Annotated in this window: 18 protein-coding genes and 2 pseudogenes; 12 read left to right on the top strand and 8 right to left on the bottom strand. The window is 61.7% G+C overall.

Going from position 1 to position 21,098, the window contains the following annotated elements; translation table 11 throughout:
- Nucleotides 1–23: 23 nt before the first annotated feature.
- The 8 genes and pseudogenes from IPI80_RS17900 (at nt 24) to IPI80_RS17865 (ending at nt 7,605) form a co-directional block, all read left to right on the top strand.
- Nucleotides 24–1,028, top strand: coding sequence for an ABC transporter permease (locus IPI80_RS17900; protein WP_413862474.1), 1,005 nt, complete (start codon nt 24–26; stop codon nt 1,026–1,028).
- A gap of 227 nt (nt 1,029–1,255) precedes the next feature.
- Nucleotides 1,256–1,891, top strand: a pseudogene (locus IPI80_RS17895) (ABC transporter permease); the annotation flags it as partial.
- Nucleotides 1,892–1,979: 88 nt separating this feature from the next.
- On the top strand, nt 1,980–2,996 hold the full coding sequence (locus IPI80_RS17890) for an ABC transporter ATP-binding protein (RefSeq protein WP_413862473.1): 1,017 nt from the start codon (nt 1,980–1,982) through the stop codon (nt 2,994–2,996).
- Complete coding sequence (locus tag IPI80_RS17885; RefSeq protein ID WP_413862472.1) at nt 2,987–4,039, top strand: ABC transporter ATP-binding protein; 1,053 nt, start codon at nt 2,987–2,989, stop codon at nt 4,037–4,039. Before IPI80_RS17890 ends, IPI80_RS17885 begins: the two co-directional genes overlap by 10 nt.
- Nucleotides 4,036–5,271: a CaiB/BaiF CoA transferase family protein gene (locus IPI80_RS17880; protein WP_413862471.1), complete on the top strand. Its 1,236-nt coding sequence runs from the start codon at nt 4,036–4,038 to the stop codon at nt 5,269–5,271. The genes IPI80_RS17885 and IPI80_RS17880 overlap by 4 nt, the downstream gene beginning before the upstream one ends.
- Before the next feature lie 86 nt (nt 5,272–5,357).
- Nucleotides 5,358–6,143 carry a MaoC/PaaZ C-terminal domain-containing protein gene (locus tag IPI80_RS17875; RefSeq protein WP_413862470.1) on the top strand — a complete coding sequence of 262 codons (786 nt, stop codon included), beginning with the start codon at nt 5,358–5,360 and terminating at the stop codon, nt 6,141–6,143.
- 36 nt (nt 6,144–6,179) lie between these two features.
- Nucleotides 6,180–6,980, top strand: a complete 801-nt coding sequence (locus IPI80_RS17870) for an enoyl-CoA hydratase/isomerase family protein (protein ID WP_413862469.1) — start codon at nt 6,180–6,182, stop codon at nt 6,978–6,980.
- A 67-nt stretch (nt 6,981–7,047) separates the two neighbouring features.
- Nucleotides 7,048–7,605 carry a TetR/AcrR family transcriptional regulator gene (locus IPI80_RS17865; RefSeq protein ID WP_413862468.1) on the top strand — a complete coding sequence of 186 codons (558 nt, stop codon included), beginning with the start codon at nt 7,048–7,050 and terminating at the stop codon, nt 7,603–7,605.
- An 843-nt stretch (nt 7,606–8,448) separates the two neighbouring features.
- Here IPI80_RS17865 and lpdA read toward each other — a convergent pair.
- The 4 genes and pseudogenes from lpdA to IPI80_RS17845 form a co-directional block, all read right to left on the bottom strand.
- On the bottom strand, nt 8,449–9,852 hold the full coding sequence (gene lpdA, locus IPI80_RS17860; protein ID WP_413862467.1) for a dihydrolipoyl dehydrogenase: 1,404 nt from the start codon (nt 9,850–9,852) through the stop codon (nt 8,449–8,451).
- Nucleotides 9,853–9,858: 6 nt separating this feature from the next.
- Nucleotides 9,859–11,220 carry a dihydrolipoamide acetyltransferase family protein gene (locus IPI80_RS17855; RefSeq protein ID WP_413862466.1) on the bottom strand — a complete coding sequence of 454 codons (1,362 nt, stop codon included), beginning with the start codon at nt 11,218–11,220 and terminating at the stop codon, nt 9,859–9,861.
- On the bottom strand, nt 11,220–12,239 hold the full coding sequence (locus IPI80_RS17850) for an alpha-ketoacid dehydrogenase subunit beta (RefSeq protein ID WP_413862465.1): 1,020 nt from the start codon (nt 12,237–12,239) through the stop codon (nt 11,220–11,222). The genes IPI80_RS17855 and IPI80_RS17850 overlap by 1 nt, the downstream gene beginning before the upstream one ends.
- Nucleotides 12,236–13,470, bottom strand: a pseudogene (locus tag IPI80_RS17845) (3-methyl-2-oxobutanoate dehydrogenase (2-methylpropanoyl-transferring) subunit alpha). Before IPI80_RS17845 ends, IPI80_RS17850 begins: the two are co-directional and overlap by 4 nt.
- Before the next feature lie 234 nt (nt 13,471–13,704).
- On the opposite strand from IPI80_RS17845, the gene IPI80_RS17840 reads away from it, so the two are divergent.
- From IPI80_RS17840 to IPI80_RS17825, 4 genes are all read left to right on the top strand, one after another.
- Complete coding sequence (locus IPI80_RS17840) at nt 13,705–15,144, top strand: MFS transporter (protein ID WP_413862464.1); 1,440 nt, start codon at nt 13,705–13,707, stop codon at nt 15,142–15,144.
- A gap of 4 nt (nt 15,145–15,148) precedes the next feature.
- On the top strand, nt 15,149–15,394 hold the full coding sequence (locus IPI80_RS17835; protein ID WP_413862463.1) for a hypothetical protein: 246 nt from the start codon (nt 15,149–15,151) through the stop codon (nt 15,392–15,394).
- A 148-nt stretch (nt 15,395–15,542) separates the two neighbouring features.
- A complete protein-coding gene (locus IPI80_RS17830) occupies nt 15,543–16,091 on the top strand; it encodes an NADPH-dependent FMN reductase (protein ID WP_413862462.1) in 549 nt (182 codons plus the stop codon).
- A gap of 210 nt (nt 16,092–16,301) precedes the next feature.
- Nucleotides 16,302–16,778, top strand: a complete 477-nt coding sequence (locus IPI80_RS17825) for an OmpA family protein (protein ID WP_413862461.1) — start codon at nt 16,302–16,304, stop codon at nt 16,776–16,778.
- A 190-nt stretch (nt 16,779–16,968) separates the two neighbouring features.
- Here the strand turns inward: IPI80_RS17825 and IPI80_RS17820 are convergent, their stop codons facing one another.
- From IPI80_RS17820 to IPI80_RS17805, 4 genes are read right to left on the bottom strand one after another with little or no spacing between them, the layout of a single operon-like run.
- Nucleotides 16,969–18,054, bottom strand: coding sequence for an XdhC family protein (locus IPI80_RS17820; protein ID WP_413862460.1), 1,086 nt, complete (start codon nt 18,052–18,054; stop codon nt 16,969–16,971).
- Nucleotides 18,055–18,069: 15 nt separating this feature from the next.
- A complete protein-coding gene (locus tag IPI80_RS17815; RefSeq protein ID WP_413862459.1) occupies nt 18,070–18,672 on the bottom strand; it encodes a CoxG family protein in 603 nt (200 codons plus the stop codon).
- Nucleotides 18,673–18,716: 44 nt separating this feature from the next.
- Nucleotides 18,717–19,922 carry a vWA domain-containing protein gene (locus IPI80_RS17810; RefSeq protein ID WP_413862458.1) on the bottom strand — a complete coding sequence of 402 codons (1,206 nt, stop codon included), beginning with the start codon at nt 19,920–19,922 and terminating at the stop codon, nt 18,717–18,719.
- A 39-nt stretch (nt 19,923–19,961) separates the two neighbouring features.
- Nucleotides 19,962–20,954, bottom strand: a complete 993-nt coding sequence (locus IPI80_RS17805) for an AAA family ATPase (RefSeq protein WP_413862457.1) — start codon at nt 20,952–20,954, stop codon at nt 19,962–19,964.
- Between the last annotated feature and the right edge of the window lie 144 nt (nt 20,955–21,098).

The following is a 21,098-nucleotide window of genomic DNA, read 5'->3' as shown; positions in this document are numbered from 1 at the left end:
CCACAGCCAACTAAGGACACACCATGCTCCGCTTCATCCTCCGAAGACTGCTCCAGATGATCCCGCTGTTGCTGGGTCTTTCACTGCTGATTTTCGCGTGGGTGAGGGTACTGCCGGGAGGTCCTGCGCAAGCCCTTGCGAACGAAGACGCAACAGTTGCAGACATTGCAGCTATTGAGCGATCTCTTGGCCTGGACCGGCCTGTGTACGTGCAGTATTTGGAGTTTCTTGGCAAGGCTGCCCGGCTAGACTTCGGCAATTCGCTGCAGTCCAACCGGCCGGTGACCGAGGAAATGATCGCCCGCTTCCCCGCTTCGCTGGAGCTCTCAGTCTGCGCACTGCTGCTCGCCATTCTGGTGGGCGTGCCGCTCGGGTACTTCGCAGCGCGGCGCTATGGGTCGCGGTTGGACAAGATATCGGTTTTCGGATCACTTTTGGGCATCACGATCCCGGTGTTTTTCTTGGCCTACCTGCTCAAGTATGTGTTCGCCGTAAAGCTCGGCTGGCTGCCCACAACGGGCCGGCTGGACGCGCGAATAGTCGCCGAGCATCCGACCGGGTTCTACGTGCTGGATGGCATCGTGACCGGCAACTGGCCGGCCGCCTGGAGTGCTCTGAAGCACCTGGTACTGCCTGCCATCGCGCTGGGCACCATTCCCATGGCGCTGATTGCACGCATTACGCGGGCCTCGGTGCTGGATGTCGTGAACGAAGACTACGTGCGTACGGCGCAGGCAAAGGGCTTGTATGCCTCCACCATCACGTTTCGCCACATCCTGCGCAACGCGCTGATTCCCTTGGTGACGATTCTTGGTCTTCAGTTAGGAGCGCTGATTTCCGGCACCGTGCTGACGGAAACGGTGTTCTCGTTTTCCGGCGTTGGGCGGTTTGTCGCCAACGCCATCTTGGTGCGCGACTATCCAACGATCCAGGGTTTTGTGATCGTCATTGGACTGCTGTACGTCTGCGTCAACCTGTTAGTCGACCTGGCCTACGGCTTGGTTGACCCCCGAGTGAGGGTTCACTGATGCCGACGGTTCCAATTTCGCCTGCTTCCGAGCCCTCCGCCCGCACCGGAGCCGCGCTCCTGCTGCCAGAGGGCGGCGAAGTACCCCTGACCCGTGGCCTTTGGCATGAAGCGTTTCTGCGCGTTCTAGCCAGTGGCTCGGGCCGGTTCGGCCTGCTACTAATTCTGTTTTTGTCGCGGTGGCGCTGCTCGCTCCGTGGATCGCGCCTTTAGCCCGGCCAACAACCAGTGGCTGAGCGAAGTGCGCCCGGGGTCTATCCCGGTCCGTCGGCGGAGCACTGGCTGGGCATCGACACCCAGGGGCGCGATGTGCTGTCGCGCCTCATCTGGGGGGCGCGCCATTCCTTGCTGATCGGCGTGGTGTCGCTGCTGCTGGGTGCCTCGGTGGGTCTGCTGCTGGGATTCCTCGCAGGCGCCATGGGCGGCTGGGTGGACAGCGTCATCATGCGTCTGATGGACATCATGCTGGCAGTGCCTTCCTTGCTGTTCGCCATCGCGGTTGCCGCCGTGCTGGGCCAGAGTCTCACCTCGGTGATGATTGCTGTGGCCGTGACCAGTGTGCCGATATTTGCCCGGCTGCTGCGCGGGCAGATGCTCAGCCAGCGCGACGCCGACTATGTGGTTGCGGCCCGTTCGATTGGCGTCAAGGGCCACATGATTGCGCTGCGGCACATCCTTCCCAACTCGGTCACACCGGTGATCGTGCAGGGGACACTCTTTCTGGCAACCGCCATCATAGATGCGGCCGGCTTGGCCTTTCTCGGGCTCTCGACCGCCGACCCCTCCACGCCAGAGTGGGGCCGCATGCTGACCGACGCCCAGAATGCGTTGGCGACTGCGCCTCTGCTGGCCATTTTGCCGGGCACTGCCATCGTGCTGTCTGGCCTTGGGTTTCACCCTGTTGGGCGAGCAGCTGCGCGAAGCGCTCGACCCGAAGTACCGGAGGTAAGCCATGAGCCTGCTCCAAGTTCGCAATCTCTCGGTGACTTTTACGCGCGAAGGCAGCGCCCCAGTGAGGGCCGTAGATGGACTATCCTTCCAGGTCGAGCCGGGCGCTTCGGTCGGTCTGGTGGGCGAGTCCGGATGCGGAAAGTCGGTCACTTCCCTGGCCATCATGGGGCTCTTGCCCAAACGCAACACGAGAATCGAAGGCGAGGTCTTGTTCGAGGGCCGGAACCTGCTCGCCATGCCGGAAAACGCCTTGCGTGACATCCGAGGCAAAGACATTGCCATGATCTTTCAGGATCCGATGTCCTCGCTGAACCCGGTGGTGCGCATTGGCGTGCAGATCACTGAAGTCCTGGTGCGCCACCAGCGGCTGAAAGCCTCCGAGGCCCGGCGCGAGGCCGAATCGCTTTTGCGCAAGGTTGGTATCCCGGATCCGCTGCGCTGCCTGGGCCAGTACCCGTACCAGCTCTCGGGCGGCATGCGCCAACGCGTCTTGATTGCCATTGCCCTGGCGTGCAAGCCACGTCTGCTGATCGCTGACGAACCGACCACGGCGCTTGACGTCACCATTCAGGCGCAGATTCTGGATCTGCTGGGCGCCTTGATGCACGAGACCGGCGCCGCAATGGTCATGATCACGCACGACATGGGCGTGGTCGCGGGCATGTGCGACGAAGTCAACGTGATGTATGCAGGCCGTCTGGTCGAATCGGCGCCACGTCGGGCGCTGTTTGCTGCGCCACGCCACCGCTACACAGAGGGCTTGCTCAACTCCATTCCGCGCATGGACAGGCCGCGCAGCGAACCCCTCAGGCCTATTCCAGGATCGGTGCAGAACGCCGTCCCCTGGCCCAAAGGCTGTGCCTTCGCACCTCGGTGCAGCCACCGCCAAGACGACTGCCTTTCAGGCGAGATTGCGCTGCGCACCGAAGGCCAAACCGTTCACCGCTGCCTGCACGCTGCCCCGCTGGGGGCGGACAAAGCTTCAGCCTACTCAGAAGAAGGTGCCCCATGTCTTTGATTCAAGCGCGCGCGGTGGAGGTGCACTTCCCCATCAAGCAAGGCATTATTTTTGACCGAACAGTGGGAGCCGTCCGTGCCGTAGACGGCGTCAGTTTTTCGGTTGAGAAAGGCCAGACGTACGGACTGGTTGGCGAATCCGGTTGTGGCAAGTCGACGCTGGGGCGGTCGCTTCTGCGTTTGATCGAACCCACGGCGGGGACCGTGGAGTTCGATGGCGTCGACCTGCGTACGCTGGCACCAGAGCCGATGCGCAAGTTGCGCCGGCGCATGCAAATGGTCTTTCAAGACCCCATGGCCAGCTTGAACCCGCGCCAGACCGTGGAGTCGGCACTGCTGGAGCCCCTGCGGGTGCATGGGATGTTGCCCGAATCGGGGGCCCGCAGCGCCGTCGTGCGCAAATTGCTGAATGCGGTGGGCCTTCCAGCTACGGCCGCGCAGCGCTTTCCTCATGAGTTCTCGGGCGGCCAGCGCCAGCGCATCGGCATTGCGCGTGCCATTGCTTTGCGCCCCGACTTAATCATTGCCGATGAACCGGTGTCGGCACTCGACGTCTCGGTGCAGGCGCAGGTGATCAACCTGCTCAAAGAGCTTCAGGCCGACATGGTCCTGACTTACATCGTCATTGCGCACGACCTTGCTGTGGTGCGCCACATTAGCGATACCGTGGGCGTCATGTACCTGGGCGCGCTGGTCGAAGAAGCACCCTCGGACGAGCTGTACCAGAACCCGATGCACCCGTACACCTTGTCGCTGGTGTCGGCGGTGCCGATCCCGGATCCCGAAATCGAGTTGCACCGCAAGCGCATTTTTCTCACCGGGGACCTGCCGTCCCCGGCCAACCCGCCCCAAGGATGCCGGTTTCACACCCGCTGCCCGTTTCGCCAGGAAGCGCGGTGCGATACCGAACGCCCGGTCCTGCACGAAGTTGCCCCAGGGCACAAAGTCGCTTGCCACTATGCCGAACGCATTGCGGCGCAAGAAATCACGCTCGTGAGCGACCCAGCCACAGTTAACGCCAAACCCTTAAGGAGATTCCCATGACGACCTCTTCCATCCCCCCATTGCAGGGCATCGTGGTGCTCGATTTGACCCGTTTCATGTCTGGGCCCTACGCCACGATGCTGCTCGCCGATGCCGGCGCCGATGTGATCAAGGTGGAGCCCTTGGGCGGCGAGGAAACCCGCACGCTGCATCCGATCTTGAAGGACGACGATGACAAAGAGATCAGCGGCTATTTCTTGCGTCTCAATCGCCGCAAGCGCAGTGTCTGCCTGGATCTGCGCTCCCCTGAAGGACGCGATGCCCTGATTGAACTGGCCAAAGGCGCAGACGTCGTGGTGGAGAACTACCGCCCCGGGGTGATGAACAAGCTGGGGATTGGCGCTGAAGTGCTGATGAAGGCCAACCCCCGCCTGATCTTCTGCGCAATTTCCGGCTTTGGTCAAACCGCTTCGCCCAATCGCGATTGGCCGGCTTTCAACCTGGTCCCCGAGGCCATGGCGGGCGTGCTGTCGCAGTCGCCCACCCCCGGCGTGCCACCCCGACCGGTGGGACCGGCGCTCGGCGACCTGTTTCCGTCGATGCATGCGGTCTCCGGTATTTTGATGGCGCTGCTGCGCCGCCACACCACGGGGCAAGGCAGCTTGGTGGACATCGCCATGTACGACTCCATGCTTTCGCTCAATGAGATGGCACTGGGCGTCGCGTCCATGACCGGCGGCGAATTGCTCTACGGCCAGCGCGTGAATCCCAACCTGGCGCCTTATGGCTACTTCCCCACCAAAGACGGTTGGGTCTGTATCGCAGTGGGCCCGAATCGGCAGTGGGAGAGCCTGTGCAAGCTGATGGGCCACCCCGAGATGGGGGTGGACGAGCGTCTCAACAGTGGCAGCGGGCGATCCACCCACTTCAAGGATTTGATCGAGCCGGTACTGTTCGCCTGGCTGGCCGAGCGCGGCAAGGAAGAAATTGCCGCCGAACTGGCCGCAGTGGGGGTGCCTGCCGCTCCGGTGCGCAACGCCTCGGAGGCACTGGATTGCGAGCAGGCCCGAGTGCGCGGCATGGTGGCAGACGTGCACGCCCCTGCGGGCAAGTCCTGGCAGGTTGCCGGCAGCCCGGTGCGGCTCAGCCCCGCGTTCGACTTGCCCGAGGCGAGCACCGTGCGCCCTGGTCAGAACACGCTTGAGGTACTCACCGAGATCGCCCACATGACGCCCGACGATGCGCGCCAGTTCGTCACGGACCCGACGCTGCGCGCTGCGCCTACCCATTGACCCGCGAGAGCCACCATGCCTATTCCGTCTTCCTGTGAAACCAGATCTCGACCCCCGCCGAAGAAACCATCGACCCCCGTTGGGCGATGAACTTTGCCGCCGCCATTGACGACTTCAACCCGCGGCTGTATGCCACGGATCAAGGCGCCCTCCAGGTGCATCCGCTGTACCTCGGCTACACCGAATGGGAAGCGACCAAGCAGGTCATGGCTTCGGTGCCGCTGACCGACGCCGAGCGCATGCGCGGCGTGGCTGCCGGCATCGTGCAGACGATGCACCAGCCATTGCGCACCGGCATGCACATCTCCACCACAGCCCGCATCACGGCGCTGTACCGCCACAGCGCCGGCGCCTTCATGGAAAAAACCATTGAGACGACCAGCGGCGGCGAACCGGTGTGCACCACCTTGTTTCGCTCCGTGATGCGCGGCGTGGAGGTGGACGGCCCCGAGGTGGCCGGCGTAACCCCGTTGCAGCGCACGCCATTTGGCGACGCGCCCACCCTACGCGAACGCATCGTGCTGCACCCCAACGCCTGCCACGTGTTCTCGGAATGCGCACGCGCTTACAACGCCTTCCATACCGACATATCGGTGGCGCGCAAGGCGGGTCTTTCGGGCCTGATCCTGCACGGCGCGGCGACGATGGCTCATGCGGTGTCTGTGCTGACGAAGCATTTTGCAGACGGCGACATGACCCGCATTCGCCGTATTGCCGGGGACTACCGCGCCATGGTGTTTGTGCCCGGAGCCATTGAGGTCCAGGCCGGCGCTGCCGTGGAGGGCCCGCTGGGCCTGTACGTGCCTTTCCAGGTGCTGACCGACGATGGCAAGTCGGCTGTCGCGGGCGGCGAGCTGGTGCTCAGCGCCTGAACCCCTATCTCCCTGCCATCCGTTCACCACCACGCCATGAACAGCACCACCCTTTCCCTAGAAACCGTCGAAGCGCGCCTTGAGGCGGGCATCGTTTACGTGACGCTCAACCGGCCAGACAAGCGCAATGCCGTCAATGCGCAGCTGCTGCGCGACCTGGTTCAGGCCGTCCAGGAGCTGGCGTACCGTCCCGAGGCCCGCGTGCTCTGGCTCAGCGGCGCCGGGCCTTCTTTTTGCGCCGGCTACGACGTCTCGCAAACCGCTAACGCAGACACGCGCAGCCAATGGATCGCCAGCGAGGAGATGGCCAAGGCCTTCGCCCAGATTGAAGCGGCGCCCGTGGTGCGTATCGCCCAAGTGCAGGGGCACGCAGCGGGTGCCGGCCTGGTATTGGCCACGCTGTGCGAGCTGCGCTACGCCACGCCAGACGCTGTTTTCGCGGTCCCGGAACTCGACTTCGGCATTCCGTTTTCCATGGGCGGCATGAACAGCCTGACCCGGTACATCGGCGTCACCCGCACGGCCGACATGGTGCTGAACGCGCGCCGTATCACCGGTGCCCAGGCGCTTGCCTACGGTTTGGTCACCGACGTGGTCGCGCCGGAAGAGCTGGCCGCGCATGTGCAAGCCATAGCGGAGAAGCTGGCGCGCAGGCCGAGCGTCTTGATGATGAACACACAGGTTTCGTTGCGGGAGGCCGCACTTGCACACACGCCGGAAGGCAAGAACGACCTGGCGGCACTGTTCCTGAGTCGGCAGGACCCGGCCTGCCAGGAGGTCAGCGCACAATATGCGCAACAATTTCGACCAAAAATGAAGAGCCAAACCCCCTTCTAAAACGATCTCTTCGGCGGATGAACGCGCCCAACAGCCTGCGGCTGTCGGCAGCGGAAAAGACCGCATCATGGCGGTGGCCGGCGAGCTCTTTTACCGAAACGGCATCGGCTCCGTAGGGGTGGATCGCATCATTGAAGACGCGGGCGTGGCCAAGGCAACGCTTTATAAGAATTTCCGCAGCAAAGACAACCTGATCCATGCGTACCTGAACGAAAAGCACGATGTCACCGTGGTGGCGCTCACGGCGATTGCGGCCAGCGGGCAATCTGCGGGGGAGAAGATCGACGGCATCTTTGGCTACCTGGAACAGCTCACACAGGACGAGAAGTTTCGAGGCTGCGCGTTCGTGCTGGCCGTGGCCGAATCGCCCCTGCCCGACTCGCCCGCCTACCAATGGGCACATCGGCACAAAGCCCATGTGCGCGGCATTTTTTCCGACGTTCTGGCCAAGTCTGTCAAACGGGGACAGCTCGATACGGTAGTGGAAAAAATGATGATCCTCTATGATGGGGCGCTCATTTCCTCGGCACTGCAAGACAGCCCTGCCCCGATCCAGTTTGCACTTGAAATGGCCCACCATGTTTTGCGCCAACACGCCCCGAGGCAGCGCTCCCTAACGGAATGATCGGCGGCCAAGGGGAGGCTAGCCCGCATATTTCACGCTCCCCCACTGTATGACCCTGTGCGTGTCAATTTCGGTGTTTCGGTTGCTTGAAGCGCCCGATTCGAAGGGATAGCCCGACGGATAAGTACTCCAACCGCATAAACCGCATAAGCCCAAGTGTGCCCCCAAAATTTGGCCTAAAAAAGCACCAGCACCCACAGTCACCCGTCTGATCTGCTAGGAAAGTTTGCCGCTGTCACCACGCTGAGCCGCAAAGACTACCATAAAACACAGCCCCGCCCCGGCGGGTGGTTGCCGCCACACTTTGAGGTTCACCACGTAGTGCGCTGATCGTCGGGGTAGTCGGGTGGTGATTGGTTTGCCAACTCCCAGTATGGCTCAGCCTCTACACCCCCCCCGTCTCCTGCGCACCAGCGCCATCCCCCAGCGGTAGGTCGGTTTGCAGTCATCGAAAACGGATAGCGAGTCCAGTAGATTTTGCCTGCGCTGGGGCACATGGCGAATGACCGGTCTCGGGCTATTCAATAAAGAGCCGTTAAGTCCGCTCTGTCTCGATTGTGTGAGTTCGCGCGGTCAGATTGAGCACCCGCTTTCGCAGCATTGCCGACTTAATCGCACCCACACAGTCTGGCTTGGATGGTGCTCCTGAACCAACGTCAGTCGCGCCAAAAAAATCAGCCCGAGATCATGTGCAAAGGGAACGGATACCCGGTCCATTCGCTCCGAACAATCGGTGGATGTGCAACGCACGATTCACCCTCCCAATAGCTACTATAAACATAGCACTATCTTTATATTTCATTAGGGCTAGCGGCCCATTTTCCTTAAGACTTTGCCGCAAAACTAGATATGCAGCGCATGCCCCAGCGCCCGCATCGCCGCCTCTTGCACCGCTTCACCCAAGGTGGGGTGCGCGTGGATGGTTCCCGCCACGTCTTCCAGCGTAGCGCCCATCTCCAGCGAATGCGAGAAGGCGGTGCTCAGCTCCGACACGCCAGCCCCTACCGCCTGCCAACCGACGATGCGGTGGTTGTCGCGCCGCGCTACCACGCGCACAAAACCGTCGGTCGATTCCAGCGTCATGGCGCGGCCGTTCGCCGCGAACGGGAACTGGGCCGTGATGCAGTCCAGCCCCGCCTTGGCCGCGTCAGTCGGCGCCAGCCCAGCGACCACCACCTCGGGGTCGGTGAAGCAAACAGCAGCGATGGCCGCAGGGGCGAAATGGCGGCGTTTACCCGAAATGATTTCGGCCACCATCTCACCCTGCGCCATGGCGCGGTGGGCCAGCATGGGCTCGCCCGTCAAATCGCCAATCGCCCAGACGTTGCGCATGGAGGTGCGGCACTGGTCGTCTACCTTGATGGCGCGGCCTTGCATGGCCAACATCAGTTTCTCCAGCCCCCAGCCGTGGGTGTGCGGCACGCGGCCAATGGCCACCAGCACTTGGTCAGCTGCCAGCTCGCTCTCGCGGCTGGCTGCGTCTTGCACGCGCACGGCGTCACCCGCGGTGTTCAGGCCTTGCACCTTGCTACCCAGCAGCACCTGCACGCCCAGCTTGCGCAGCGATGCGGCCACGGGCTTGGTCAGCTCTTCGTCGTACAGCGGCAGAATGCGGTCTTGCGCCTCGACCACGGTCACATCCGAGCCCAGCTTGCGGTAGACCAGGCCCAGCTCCAGTCCGATATAGCCGCCGCCCACCACCACCAATTTCTTGGGGATGCTGTCGGGCGACAGCGCCTGCGTGGACGAGATGACGCGCCCGCCAAACGGCATGCCGGGCAGGCCCAGCTCGACCGAGCCCGTGGCCAGCACGATGTGCTCCCCCTGGATGCGCAATGGCTTGGCGTCCGGCTTGCTTTGCGCCACGTCAACGGTCTTGCCGTCCACCATGGTGGCCCAGCCCTTGACAACCTTGACACCATGCTTTTTGAGCAGGGCGCCGACGCCACCCGTGAGCCTTGCCACGATGCCGTCTTTCCAACGCACGGTCTGTGCAATGTCGATGCGTGCCGACTCAACATGGATGCCCAGCGTGCTGTCACCCATGAAATGGTGCGCCTGGTGAAAGGCCTCCGCGGCGTGGATCATGGCCTTGGAGGGGATGCAGCCCACATTCAGGCAGGTGCCACCCAGTTGCTCGCCTTCGACCAGCGTGGTGGCAATGCCCAGTTGTGCCGCGCGGATGGCCGTGATGTAGCCACCAGGGCCACCCCCGATAACCAGTAGGGTTGTGTGATGTATGTTCATGTCCACTTACTCCACAAACAAGGTGGCCGGACATTCCAGGTATCCACGTATTTTTTGTACAAATTGCGCCGCGTTCATGCCGTCCACCACGCGGTGGTCGAAACTTGACGACAGGTTCATCATCTGGCGCACCACCACTGCGCCATTGCGCACCATGGGGCGTTCGACCATGCGGTTGACACCGACGATGGCTACCTCGGGGTGGTTGATCACGGGCGTGCTGACGATGCCACCCAAGGCACCCAGGCTGGTAAGCGTGAGCGTTGAACCGGTCAGCTCGTCACGCGTAGCCTTGCCGGTGCGCGCGGCTTCGGCCAGGCGCGCGATCTCGGCCGCACAGGCCCACAGGTCCAGCGTTTCGGCATGGCGAATCACCGGCACCATCAGGCCACCATCGGTTTGCGTGGCAAGCCCCAGGTGCACAGCGCCATAGCGCGTGATCACGGATGCCTCATCGTCAAACCGGACGTTGACCTCAGGGTGCTCGCGCACGGCCAGCACCATGGCGCGAACGAGGAAAGGCAGTACCGTCAGGCGACCGCGCTCCTTGCCGTGCAGGGTATTGAGCCGAACACGCAGGGCTTCGAGCTCGGTCATATCCACTTCTTCTACATAGGTGAAGTGCGGAATGCGGCGCTTGGCATCTTGCATCTTCTGCGCGATCTTGCGGCGCAGGCCGATGACGGGAATGGCTTGCTCATCCAGGCGCTGGGCATAGCGCTGGTCGGCCACACCCGCAGGCTGTGAGTGCGCTGCGCGGGCCACATAGGCCTGCAGGTCCTCATGCGTGATGCGTCCGGCGGTACCGGTGCCCGGCACAAATTGCAACTCCACACCCAGGTCCCAGGCCTGGCGGCGCACGGCGGGTGAGGCGATGGGCTTGTCGCCGGGGGCTCGCACCAGGGTTGCCGGGGCTTTGCCGTTGTGCGCGGGTGCCGACCCATTTTTCCGTTCACCCTGAGCGGATCGAGGGGCTTCGACAGGCGCAGCCTGAACGGAGGTTGGCGGATGCGCTGGGGCTATCGCCTCGGTTGCCACAAGCGTTTTTGCAGTTGCTATTGAATTGGTAGCTGTCTGTGTAGTATTGACGAGGGCTGGAGGCTCGTTTTGCTTAAGGTTTCCGGCACCTTCCACCTCAATGCGGATCACTTCGGACCCCACGGCCATCACCTGGCCCACCGCGCCGCCCAGGGCCAGCACTTTGCCGGCAACCGACGAGGGAATTTCCACCGTGGCCTTATCGGTCATCACATCGGCCAGGATCTGGTCCTCGGCCACCATGTCACCGACCTGCACATGCCAGGCGACCAATTCGACTTCTGCAATGCCTTCGCCGATATCCGGCATCTTGATTATGTGAATACCCATCATGCCTCCATCGCGCGCTTGAACGCTTCAGCGACCCGCTTGGGGCCAGGAAAATAGTTCCACTCCTGGGCGTGCGGATAGGGGGTATCCCATCCCGCCACCCGCTCGATGGGGGCTTCCAGGTGGTAGAAGCATTCTTCTTGGACCAAGGCGATCAGCTCAGCACCAAAGCCACTGGTGCGCGTGGCTTCATGCACCACCGCGCAGCGGCCGGTCTTCTTGACCGAGGCCACAATGGTTTCCAGATCCAGTGGCCAGATCGAGCGCAAGTCGATGATCTCCGCATCGATGCCGCTCGCCTGGGCTGCCGCTTCGCAGACATACACCATGGTGCCGTAGGCCAACACGGTCAGCGCGTTGCCGGGGCGAAACACCACAGCTTTGTCCAGTGGCACCGTGTAGTAGCCGTCGGGCACGGAACCCATGGGGTGCTTGGACCAGGGCACGACCGGTTTGTCGTGGTGGCCGTCAAACGGGCCGTTGTACAGGCGCTTGGGCTCCAGGAAGATGACCGGGTCGTCATTCTCGATCGAGGCGATCAGCAGGCCCTTGGCGTCGTACGGGTTGGACGGCATCACCGTGCGCAGACCGCAAACCTGGGTGAACATGGCCTCAGGGCTTTGGCTGTGGGTTTGGCCACCGTAGATGCCGCCGCCGCAGGGCATGCGGATAGTGATGGGGCAGGTGAAGTCACCCGCCGATCGGTAGCGCAGGCGCGCCGCTTCCGACACGATCTGGTCGCTGGCCGGGTAGAAATAGTCGGCAAACTGGATTTCCACCACCGGGCGCAGTCCATAGGCGCCCATGCCCACAGCAGTTCCTACAATGCCGCCTTCGGAGATGGGCGTATCAAACACGCGCGAGGTGCCGTACTTTTTTTGCAGGCCTTCGGTGCAACGGAAAACGCCACCGAAATAACCCACGTCCTGGCCGTACACCACCACGTTATCGTCTCGCTCCAGCATCACATCCATGGCCGACCGCAGCGCCTGGATCATGGTCATAGGGGTGTTGCTCATATTCCCAACTCCTGTCGCTGCCGGCGCAGGTGCGCGGGCATTTCTTTGTAAACATCTTCAAACATTTCAGCCGGGCTGCGCATGTTGCCATCGGCCAGGGTGCCGTATTGCTCGGCTTCTTTTTGCGCAGCGGCTACATCGGCTTCCAGCTCCTTTTGCGTGGCGTCGTGCTCGGCATCGGACCAGCCCCCAGCCCGATCAGGTGTTGTTTAAGGCGGTTAATGGGGTCCCCCAGGGGGAAGCGCGCAGCGTCATTCGCCGGGCGGTACTTACTGGGGTCGTCGGACGTGGAGTGGGGGCCGGCGCGGAAGGTCACCCACTCAATCAGGGTGGGGCCCAGGTTGCGCCGGGCGCGTTCCAGCGCCCATTGCGAGGCGGCATATACCGCCAGAAAGTCGTTGCCATCCACCCGCAGGGAGGCAATACCGCTGCCCACGCCGCGTGCGGCAAAGGTGGTGCCCTCGCCCCCGGCAATGGCCTGGAAGGTAGAAATGGCCCACTGGTTGTTCACCACATTCAGAATGACCGGTGCGCGGTACACATGTGCAAAGGTGATGGCAGTGCTGAAGTCTGCTTCCGCTGTGGCGCCGTCGCCAATCCAGGCGGAGGCCACCTTGGTATCGCCTTTGATGGCGGAGGCCATGCCCCAGCCGACGGCCTGGATCACTTGCGTGGCCAGATTGCCGGAGATGGAGAAAAAGCCCTGCCTCTTGCTGGAGTACATCACCGGCAGTTGGCGACCCTTGAGCGGATCGTGCTCATTGGAATAGAGCTGGCAAATCATGTCCACCATGGACACATCGTCGCGTGCGAGCAGCAAGCCTTGCTGGCGGTAGGTGGGGAAGCACATGTCGCCGTCCACCAGAGCTTGCGCGTGGGCGCAGGCAATCGCCTCTTCACCCAGACACTGCATGTAGAACGACATTTTTTTCTGCCGCTGCGCAATCAACATGCGGGCATCAAAAGCCCGCGTCTTGAGCATGGCCCGCATGCCTTTGCGCAACTGCGCCACGCTGAGGTCGGGTGCCCAAGGGCCGACCGCATGACCGTCCTTGTCGAGCACACGAATCAGCGTAAACGCCAGATCACTGGTTTGCGCCGCCTGGGCATCCACCGGGGGGCGACGCACCGCGCCAGCTTCGGAAATGGGGAGGTAGGAAAAGTCTGTGTCATGGCCGGGTCGCCCGGTGGGCTCCGGCACATGCAGACGCAGTGGCTCGTAAGTTGGCATCAACATAACTCCTTGCAGGATCGTGGCCTGCAGCAAATTTCGGGGTTGCCCCGATCTGGCGGGTAGCCAGGTCTGGACGGACAATGCGGCGCGGCGCCCGGGATCACCAAGCGCGTTGCGTGCGGTGGGTAGCATACCTCGGCTTGGCCGGACCGCCCTGTACACGCCTGCAAAAAGTACTGGGGGGTTTCCCGAAGCACCCACAAGGGCGCTCGGTTATCGCTACCATTTGACATGGTTGCCAGTTCCGCCACAACAAAGCGCTACCTTCCCTGGGTGGTTGCCACGGCGTTGTTCATGGAGCAGCTGGACTCCACCATCGTCAATACCGGCATCCCGGCCATGGCAGCGAACCTGGGTGTTACGCCCTTGAGCCTGAAGGCAGTGGTGACCAGCTACATCCTGAGCCTGGCGGTGAGTATTCCCATCAGCGGTTGGCTGGCCGAGCGCTATGGCAGCCGGCGTATCTTCATGTTGGCGGTGGCCCTGTTCACCGTGTCGTCGGTGCTATGCGGTCTGGCGGTAAATTCCACCATGTTGGTCGCCTCGCGTGTGCCCCAGGGAATTGCGGCGGCCATGATGATGCCAGTAGGCCGCATGGCCATTGTGCGCACTTTCTCCAAGGGCGAACTGCTGCAAGCCATGAACTTTGTGATTATTCCAGCGCTGTTGGGGCCGTTATTGGGGCCCACCGTGGGCGGGTTGATCGTGCATTGGGCGTCCTGGCGCGACATCTTTTTTGTGAACGTACCGGTCGGCTTGGCTGCACTCTGGTTTGCCAAAAATTACATGCCCAATTACCGCAGCGAAACCCAGCGCACGCTGGATGTGCGCGGCCTGTTGTTGTTTGCCAGTGGGGCCGGCCTGCTCTCATGGCTGCTGGAGGTATTTGGTGAAACCAACCTCTCCCCTGTCAATTTGGTCATGTTGGCGGCCATGTCCTTGGCGCTGCTGGTGGGCTATGGCTGGCACGCCAAGCGGGTGCCCTATCCGCTGCTGCGCTTGTCGCTCCTGTCGACGCGCACGTTTCGGGTTTCGGTGCTGGGCGGCTTTGTGACACGGCTGGGCGTGGGTGGCATGCCGTTTTTGCTGCCGCTACTGTACCAACTGGGCTTGGGGCTGCCCGCCTGGCAGTCAGGCTTGTTGATGATGCCTGCTGCGGTCGCCGCAATGGCCATGAAGGTGCTCTCCGCCCCCATGCTCAAACGCTTTGGCTTCCGGCAGGTGCTGATCGTGAACACATTGCTGGTAGCCTGCGTCATTGCCAGCTACTCACTGGTTGGGGAGGGGACGCCGATGTTCGCCATCGTGGCCATCGGGCTGGCGCTTGGCTTGTTTAACTCGCTGCAGTTTTCGAGCATGAACTCCATGGCCTATGCCGACATTGACGCAGCGGATGCCGCCATGGCCAGCACCATGGCCAGCACATTGCAACAAATGTCCATGAGTTTTGGTCTGGCGTTTGGGTCGTTGACGACAGGGTATTTTCTAAATGGCATGTCCCAATCGGACCGCGTGGCGGTCACATCCTCGCTGCACCACGCCTTTTTGACACTGGCCGCATTGACCGTGGTGTCGTCGCTGTCATTCTGGACGCTGCAACCGCAAGACGGTGAGAGCGTCAGCAAGGGCAGCGAGGCACCAGCCAATAATCCAGCAGAGCTACGCACTTAACACCATGCCCGCAACTATCCTCACCGTAACGCCATCCGGCCATGTGGCCGGCAAAGAACTGCTGGTACCCAGCGGCCCCGAAGGCATTTGCTATGACCACGTACAAGATTGGCTGACACCGCGTCTCAAGGCCAAGAAGCAGGTGAAAGACGTCAGCGCCCAGGTGCTGGTCAAAGGCATCAAGCAATGGGCAGCGTATGACGAGAGGGTGGGCGGCAAAACGCAGCGAACCGTATTCAAGATTACCTAGGAATGGGGTGGACCGGACCCTGAGTTGAAGAGGGGCGTTTGGACTGAATTGGCGCATTTTGCAATCGCTCTGCATAATGACTTGACACCTCTTTGTTTCATCAACCGTCCGGCTTGCCCCATGGGTGGGCCGTCTTCTGGAGCGCAGCATGGCAAATTTTGTGATCGCCGTCATTGTCGGCAGTCTTCGCAAGGATTCATTCAACCGCAAGCTGGCCGGCGCGCTCGAAAAGATGTTTCCGGCGGACTTTCAATTCAAATACGTGCGCATTGATGATTTGCCGCTGTACAACCAGGATGACGACGCGCAGCAGGCGCCACAGGTACTGCGTATGAAGAGTGACATCAAGGGCGCCCAGGGCGTTCTGTTTGTGACACCTGAATACAACCGGTCGATTCCCGGCGTGCTTAAAAACGCCATCGACCACGGTTCGCGGCCTTATGGGACCAGCGCTTTTGAGGGCAAGCCTGCCGGTATCGTCGGCACGTCCATCGGCCCAATTGGCACGGCCATGGCCCAGCAGCATCTGCGCAACGTGCTGGTGTTTCTGAACATGCACACCTTAGCCCAGCCTGAGGTCTTCCTCCATAACAAGGAAGGGCTCTATGACGCTGCCGGCAAACTCAATGCAGGCACCGAAAAGTTCCTGCAAGCTTGGGTGGACACTTACGTCGCCTGGGTCAAGAAACACATCTGAGCGTCATACCGAACTTGTGCGCCCAACGCCGCACCGTTTCATAGGTCACTTCAACCCTTCGGGCAGTAGGCGGTCGGGTGCTTCGATACACGCCCTGGTATCGAGACGGTGCAGGGTTAAGAGCTGTACTTGGCATGGTGGCGGTCCTTGCAACTGACCAGGACTCGTGGCACTTTACAATTGAAGCTCAATATTTTTGGAGTTTCAACCATGGGTTCTCAGGACGACGACAACATTGGTGTTGTTTTAGGTGTGGTTTTTGGCGTAATTGCCCTGGTTGTCGCGCTGGTGCTGGGCGTCACACAATATTCAAAGAACCAGATGGCTGTCAAACCCGCAGTCGCGGCTGTCGCGGCAGACGGCGCGAGCGTGAAGGTGGTGAACGGCATCGTGATGTTTTACTTTGCATCCGGCAAGTCCGATCTGGCTGCGGGAGCGAATGAGGCTCTGACAGATATCGTGCGTGCGGCTGCCGCAGGCAAGAGCGTTGTCATCAGTGGTTTTCATGATGCCACCGGCGACCCAGCCATGAACGCAGAGTTGGCAAAGCAGCGCGCCCTGAAGGTTCGGGATACGCTTGGGGCGCTGGGTGTTGCGCAGGACAAAGTCGAACTCAAGAAGCCTGAGCAGACACTGGCGACGGGCGCCGACAGCGAAGCCCGCCGGGTTGAAGTATCGGTTCAGTAACGCGCCACACAAAGCGCGCACATCGATAGTCGCCAGTCTGATTTGCCAGGAATTTGCGCTGCCAGTACCGTGTACAGGCAATTGGAACCATGGAACTTGTTGCCCACAAAAATCACCTTGTGGTGTTTGCAGGAGAAACCATCTAAGCCCACGACAGCAATGTTGACTATCAAAGCGGGGCCGGGGTGCTTCAGGAACCGGGTCGCCCCACCCCACAGATCAGCGTTTCAGGGTCATTGTGGGAGATGGCCAGTTCATCCTTGGCGTGCGACACCTCCATGTCGCGTGGCAGCGTCACACCGTTCTTCACGGCCAATATTTCGGCCATGATGCTCACCGCAATTTCTGGTGGAGTTTTGCTGCCGATGTAAATTCCGATGGGGCCACGCAATCGGGCCAGGCTTTTCGGGGTTTGGTCCAGGTGCTCCACCATGCGATGATGGCGTGCCTGGTTATTACGGCGCGACCCAATGGCACCAATGTAAAACGCCTCTGTCTGCAATGCCTCCAGCAGAGCAAGGTCATCCAACTTCGGGTCGTGGGTAAGTGCAATCACGCAGGTGCGACGGTCCGGCTTAAACGCTGTGACCACGTCATCTGGCATGTCGCTCAACACCGTCGCGCCTTTGACCGACCAGGCACTGCGGTATTCCTCACGAGGGTCACACACGGTCACAGCAAACCCGCAGAACAAGGCCATGGTTGCCACATATTCGCTGAGCTGTCCCGCACCAATCATCAGCATGCGGTACTCTGGGCCAAAGGTGTTGGCCAGCTCGTCTGGCCCCAACACCAGGTCAGACGGCGCGGCGCTTGGTTGCAGTTTTACGGCTCCGTCGGCCAGTCGCACTTCACGCCGGACCAGTTGCCCCTGCTCCAACAGGGCCACCAGCTCCTGCAAGACGCCAGCATCCGGGTCAAACTCCAGCAGCAACTCCAGAGTGCCCCCACAGGGCAGTCCAAAACGGTGTGCTTCGTCTGCCGTAATGCCGTATTTGACGAAACGCGGGGCGCCTTGTGGAATCTCTTGCGATTCGCCACTTGGCGCTGCGCCTTGTGAGGCATAGGCCCGGGTGAAGCGGTAAATCAGGTCGTCTTCGATGCAGCCGCCTGAAACTGAACCGACTACCGCACCATCCTCACACAGGGCCATGATGGAACCCACTGGCCGTGGCGACGAGCCCCACGTGCGCACCACGGTGGCCAGCAAGGCCCGGCGGCCAGCCAGCCGCCAGTCGCGCAGAATGCGCAACACCAAAACGTCTACGTTTTCCATGGTGGGCTCCTGGATTTAGCGCAAGAGAGCGACACACGCCAAAATGATCAGCGCAGCTGCAACCCACACCCATACCGGCAAGCCCATCAGCCCTGCACTGGGAGGCGCCTGGGTCGTTACGGGTACTGCCCCGTTTGCCGCATCCGCCGCTGCTTGTGCGGCATACGCGTCGGGGTGCTGCTTTTGCATTTCGTCGTCAAACCGCTTGAAAAAGTCTTCGGCCATGGATTTGGCAGCACCATCAATCAGGCGCTGGCCAAGCTGGGCAATCTTTCCGCCCACCGTGGCGTGCACCTTGTAACTGAGTTCGTTGCCCCTGTCGTTTGGCGTGAGCTGCACGGCGGCATTCCCTTTGCCGAAGCCTGCAGGACCGCCCTGCCCTTCAAAGCTGATGGTGTAGCTGCTGGGGGGCTGGATGTCAGAGAGCGTGATCTTGCCGCTGAACTTGGCAGCTACCGGTCCGATCTTGATGGACATGCCGATGGAATATTGATTGTCGCCCGTGGCCTCGACTTTGTCGCAACCGGGAATGCAGGTCTTGAGTACAGCGGGGTCGTTGAGCGCGTCCCACGCCTGTTGTTGGGTGATGGCCAGTTGACGGCTGCCTTGCATTTCCATGGTGTGTTCCTTTTCTCTTTTCGTGTTTACTCAGTGCTCAGTGCTCAGCGCCGAAGCACACCGGCCACGCTAGCGGCCAAGTCCTCGAGCTTGCTGAGGTTGTGCACCGCCAAGGTGCCGTGCGCGTATCGATTTAAAACAGATGCCCCCTGCGCTAGGGGCGCGTAGCCCTCAAAGCGCAGCAAGGGATTTAGCCACAAAAGACGACCGGTGCGGTGGCGCAGCCAGTCCAGTTCGTGTTCCAGGGCTTGCGGCTCGCCGGTGTCGAGCCCGTCGGAAATCAGCAGCACCAGCGTCCTGCGGCCTACGAGTTTGCGGCTGTGCAGTGCGCGCAAGGTGCAGAGTGAGTCTCCCAAGCGGGTACCGCCAGCGAAGTCATCGATGGCCGCGCTGGCCTGGACCAACATGGCATCCGTGTCGGCCTGTGCAAAGGCGGGGCCAAGGTCGGTTAGGTGCGTTCCAAAGGCAAATACATGGCGTTGCAGTCGCGCACTACCGCCCAATGCTTGACGGCTGGTTGCAGCGTGCAAAAAGGCCAGTAGCAGGCGGGCATAACGCTCCATAGACCCCGACACATCCACCAGAACCAGTAACGGCAGAGGTTGGCGCACCCGCTGCAGGCGCGGAAGGTCAATGGGCTCCCCGCCACTGCGCACCGCTGACTGCAGCACGCCGCGCCAATGCAGCGCCTGGCCACGGTGGCCCGGTCGGCTGCGTCTGCTGGCAAAGGTAGGCAGCGGCAACCGGATATCGCGCGCCAAGCGCTCCACCAGGCGAAACTCGGTGGCACCCAGGGCATTGAAGTCTGCATGTTGGAGGCGCTGCAGGTCGCTGGCGGTCATTGCCGCGTCAAAGTCCACCTTGTCGTCTTGCGGCTTGGGCTGGGCCTGTTTGCCAAATGCCTGTTGAGGCGAAAGCGCCTCACGCACCCGGGGGCGGCGCTTGCTGGGTTCGGCCTTGCCTTCGGCGCTGGGCAACAATTGCGCGAGCAGCTTGTGTGCCATGTTGGGGTTGCGGAAAAACGCGTCAAACAATTCGCGAAAAACCTGCCGGTCTTGCTCACGGCTTACCAGCACCGCTTCGAGCGCTGCGCTAAAGTCTTCACGCCGCTCCAGACCCACGGTCAAAGCTGCATCGGTGGCCAACGCAATGCGGGCGGGGTCCACCCGCACGCCAGCTCGACGCAGCGTGCGTCCGAAGGCGGCCAAGTTGTCACCGAACTTGCCCAGCCGTGCATCGCCTAACTGCATACCGACTCCAGGGCACCTGCTGGTGCAGCTGGGTGTGCACTATCGCGCATCTTCTTCCTCGGCTGGGGCCAGCAGATCGCTGGCAAGCTGGTGGTTGAGGGCCGCCACATCGTCGCGCTGCTTGAACAAAATTCCAGCCGTGTCGGTCAGCAGCTCTGGGTCGAGCACCAGCGTATCCAAAGCCAGCAGGGCCTTGACCCACTCCACACTCTCGGCAATGCCCGGTGCGCGCTGAAAGCTGGCCACAAACGGCTGGCTGCGCAAGCGGTTCACCACATCGGCAACCTGGGCGGTCAGTGCATCGGTCGCACCGGGAACCTGGGCGCGGATGATGGAGAGCTCGCGGTCCCGGTCGGGGTAGTCCAGCCAGTGGTAGAGGCAGCGCCGCTTGACCGCATCGTTGAGTTCACGGGTTCGGTTGCTGGTCAAAATAGTGACCGGCGTCACCTCGGCGCGCACCGTGCCCAGCTCCGGAATACTCACCTGAAACTCACCCAAATATTCCAGCAGGAAAGCCTCAAACGGTTCATCCGCGCGGTCCACCTCGTCAATCAGCAACACCGCGCCAGGGGCGGGTGTCTGCAGGGCCTGCAACAACGGTCGGCGCAGGAGATAGCGCTCCTGGTATACCTCGCGCTCGATAGCCGAAACATCTATCCGGCCCGAACCGCCGCCGGGCCGCCCCAAGGCGGTGAGCGCCCCCTCGGGGGGCAGCGAGGACACGCCAGTGCCGAGCGTGGGGGCGATTTCTGCAGCTCGCATGTGCAGCAACTGGGCGGCGTAGTTCCATTCGTACAGAGCTTCGCGCTGCTCCAGGCCGTCATAGCACTGCAGTCGGATCAATGCCCGTTGGAGTGCCGTCGACAAGGCCTTGGCCAGCTCGGTTTTGCCCACACCGGGTTCGCCCTCCAGCAACAGCGGGCGCTGTAGCTTGAGCGCCAGAAAGACGGACGTCGCCAAACGGCGGTCGGCGTAATAACCGGCCGCCTGCAGGGCTTGCGTGAGCGCATCGATGCTGGAAAACGGAGTCATGAAAAATTACTTTGCTATTTATTCAGGAGCTATATAGTCATATCGGACGAGGGCTAGAAGCCAAAAACACTAACAACATTTGGCCTAAGAGGCTTATAGGTTGAAATGAAGAGGCCCCGCGTCCAACGGACTGCGGGGCCTGTG

The sequence above is a fragment of the Candidatus Aalborgicola defluviihabitans genome, from assembly GCF_016705985.1.
GTDB classification, from domain to species: Bacteria; Pseudomonadota; Gammaproteobacteria; order Burkholderiales; family Burkholderiaceae_C; genus Allorhodoferax; species Allorhodoferax defluviihabitans.
This window is presented reverse-complemented; position numbering and strand designations above follow the sequence as displayed.

Coding starts and splice junctions, on each gene's coding strand:
- IPI80_RS17900 (WP_413862474.1), top strand. CDS start 24: ATGCTCCGCTTCATCCTCCGAAGACTGCTCCAGATGATCCCGCTGTTG.
- IPI80_RS17890 (WP_413862473.1), top strand. CDS start 1,980: ATGAGCCTGCTCCAAGTTCGCAATCTCTCGGTGACTTTTACGCGCGAA.
- IPI80_RS17885 (WP_413862472.1), top strand. CDS start 2,987: ATGTCTTTGATTCAAGCGCGCGCGGTGGAGGTGCACTTCCCCATCAAG.
- IPI80_RS17880 (WP_413862471.1), top strand. CDS start 4,036: ATGACGACCTCTTCCATCCCCCCATTGCAGGGCATCGTGGTGCTCGAT.
- IPI80_RS17875 (WP_413862470.1), top strand. CDS start 5,358: ATGAACTTTGCCGCCGCCATTGACGACTTCAACCCGCGGCTGTATGCC.
- IPI80_RS17870 (WP_413862469.1), top strand. CDS start 6,180: ATGAACAGCACCACCCTTTCCCTAGAAACCGTCGAAGCGCGCCTTGAG.
- IPI80_RS17865 (WP_413862468.1), top strand. CDS start 7,048: ATGGCGGTGGCCGGCGAGCTCTTTTACCGAAACGGCATCGGCTCCGTA.
- lpdA (WP_413862467.1), bottom strand. CDS start 9,852: ATGAACATACATCACACAACCCTACTGGTTATCGGGGGTGGCCCTGGT.
- IPI80_RS17855 (WP_413862466.1), bottom strand. CDS start 11,220: ATGGGTATTCACATAATCAAGATGCCGGATATCGGCGAAGGCATTGCA.
- IPI80_RS17850 (WP_413862465.1), bottom strand. CDS start 12,239: ATGAGCAACACCCCTATGACCATGATCCAGGCGCTGCGGTCGGCCATG.
- IPI80_RS17840 (WP_413862464.1), top strand. CDS start 13,705: ATGGTTGCCAGTTCCGCCACAACAAAGCGCTACCTTCCCTGGGTGGTT.
- IPI80_RS17835 (WP_413862463.1), top strand. CDS start 15,149: ATGCCCGCAACTATCCTCACCGTAACGCCATCCGGCCATGTGGCCGGC.
- IPI80_RS17830 (WP_413862462.1), top strand. CDS start 15,543: ATGGCAAATTTTGTGATCGCCGTCATTGTCGGCAGTCTTCGCAAGGAT.
- IPI80_RS17825 (WP_413862461.1), top strand. CDS start 16,302: ATGGGTTCTCAGGACGACGACAACATTGGTGTTGTTTTAGGTGTGGTT.
- IPI80_RS17820 (WP_413862460.1), bottom strand. CDS start 18,054: ATGGAAAACGTAGACGTTTTGGTGTTGCGCATTCTGCGCGACTGGCGG.
- IPI80_RS17815 (WP_413862459.1), bottom strand. CDS start 18,672: ATGGAAATGCAAGGCAGCCGTCAACTGGCCATCACCCAACAACAGGCG.
- IPI80_RS17810 (WP_413862458.1), bottom strand. CDS start 19,922: ATGCAGTTAGGCGATGCACGGCTGGGCAAGTTCGGTGACAACTTGGCC.
- IPI80_RS17805 (WP_413862457.1), bottom strand. CDS start 20,954: ATGACTCCGTTTTCCAGCATCGATGCGCTCACGCAAGCCCTGCAGGCG.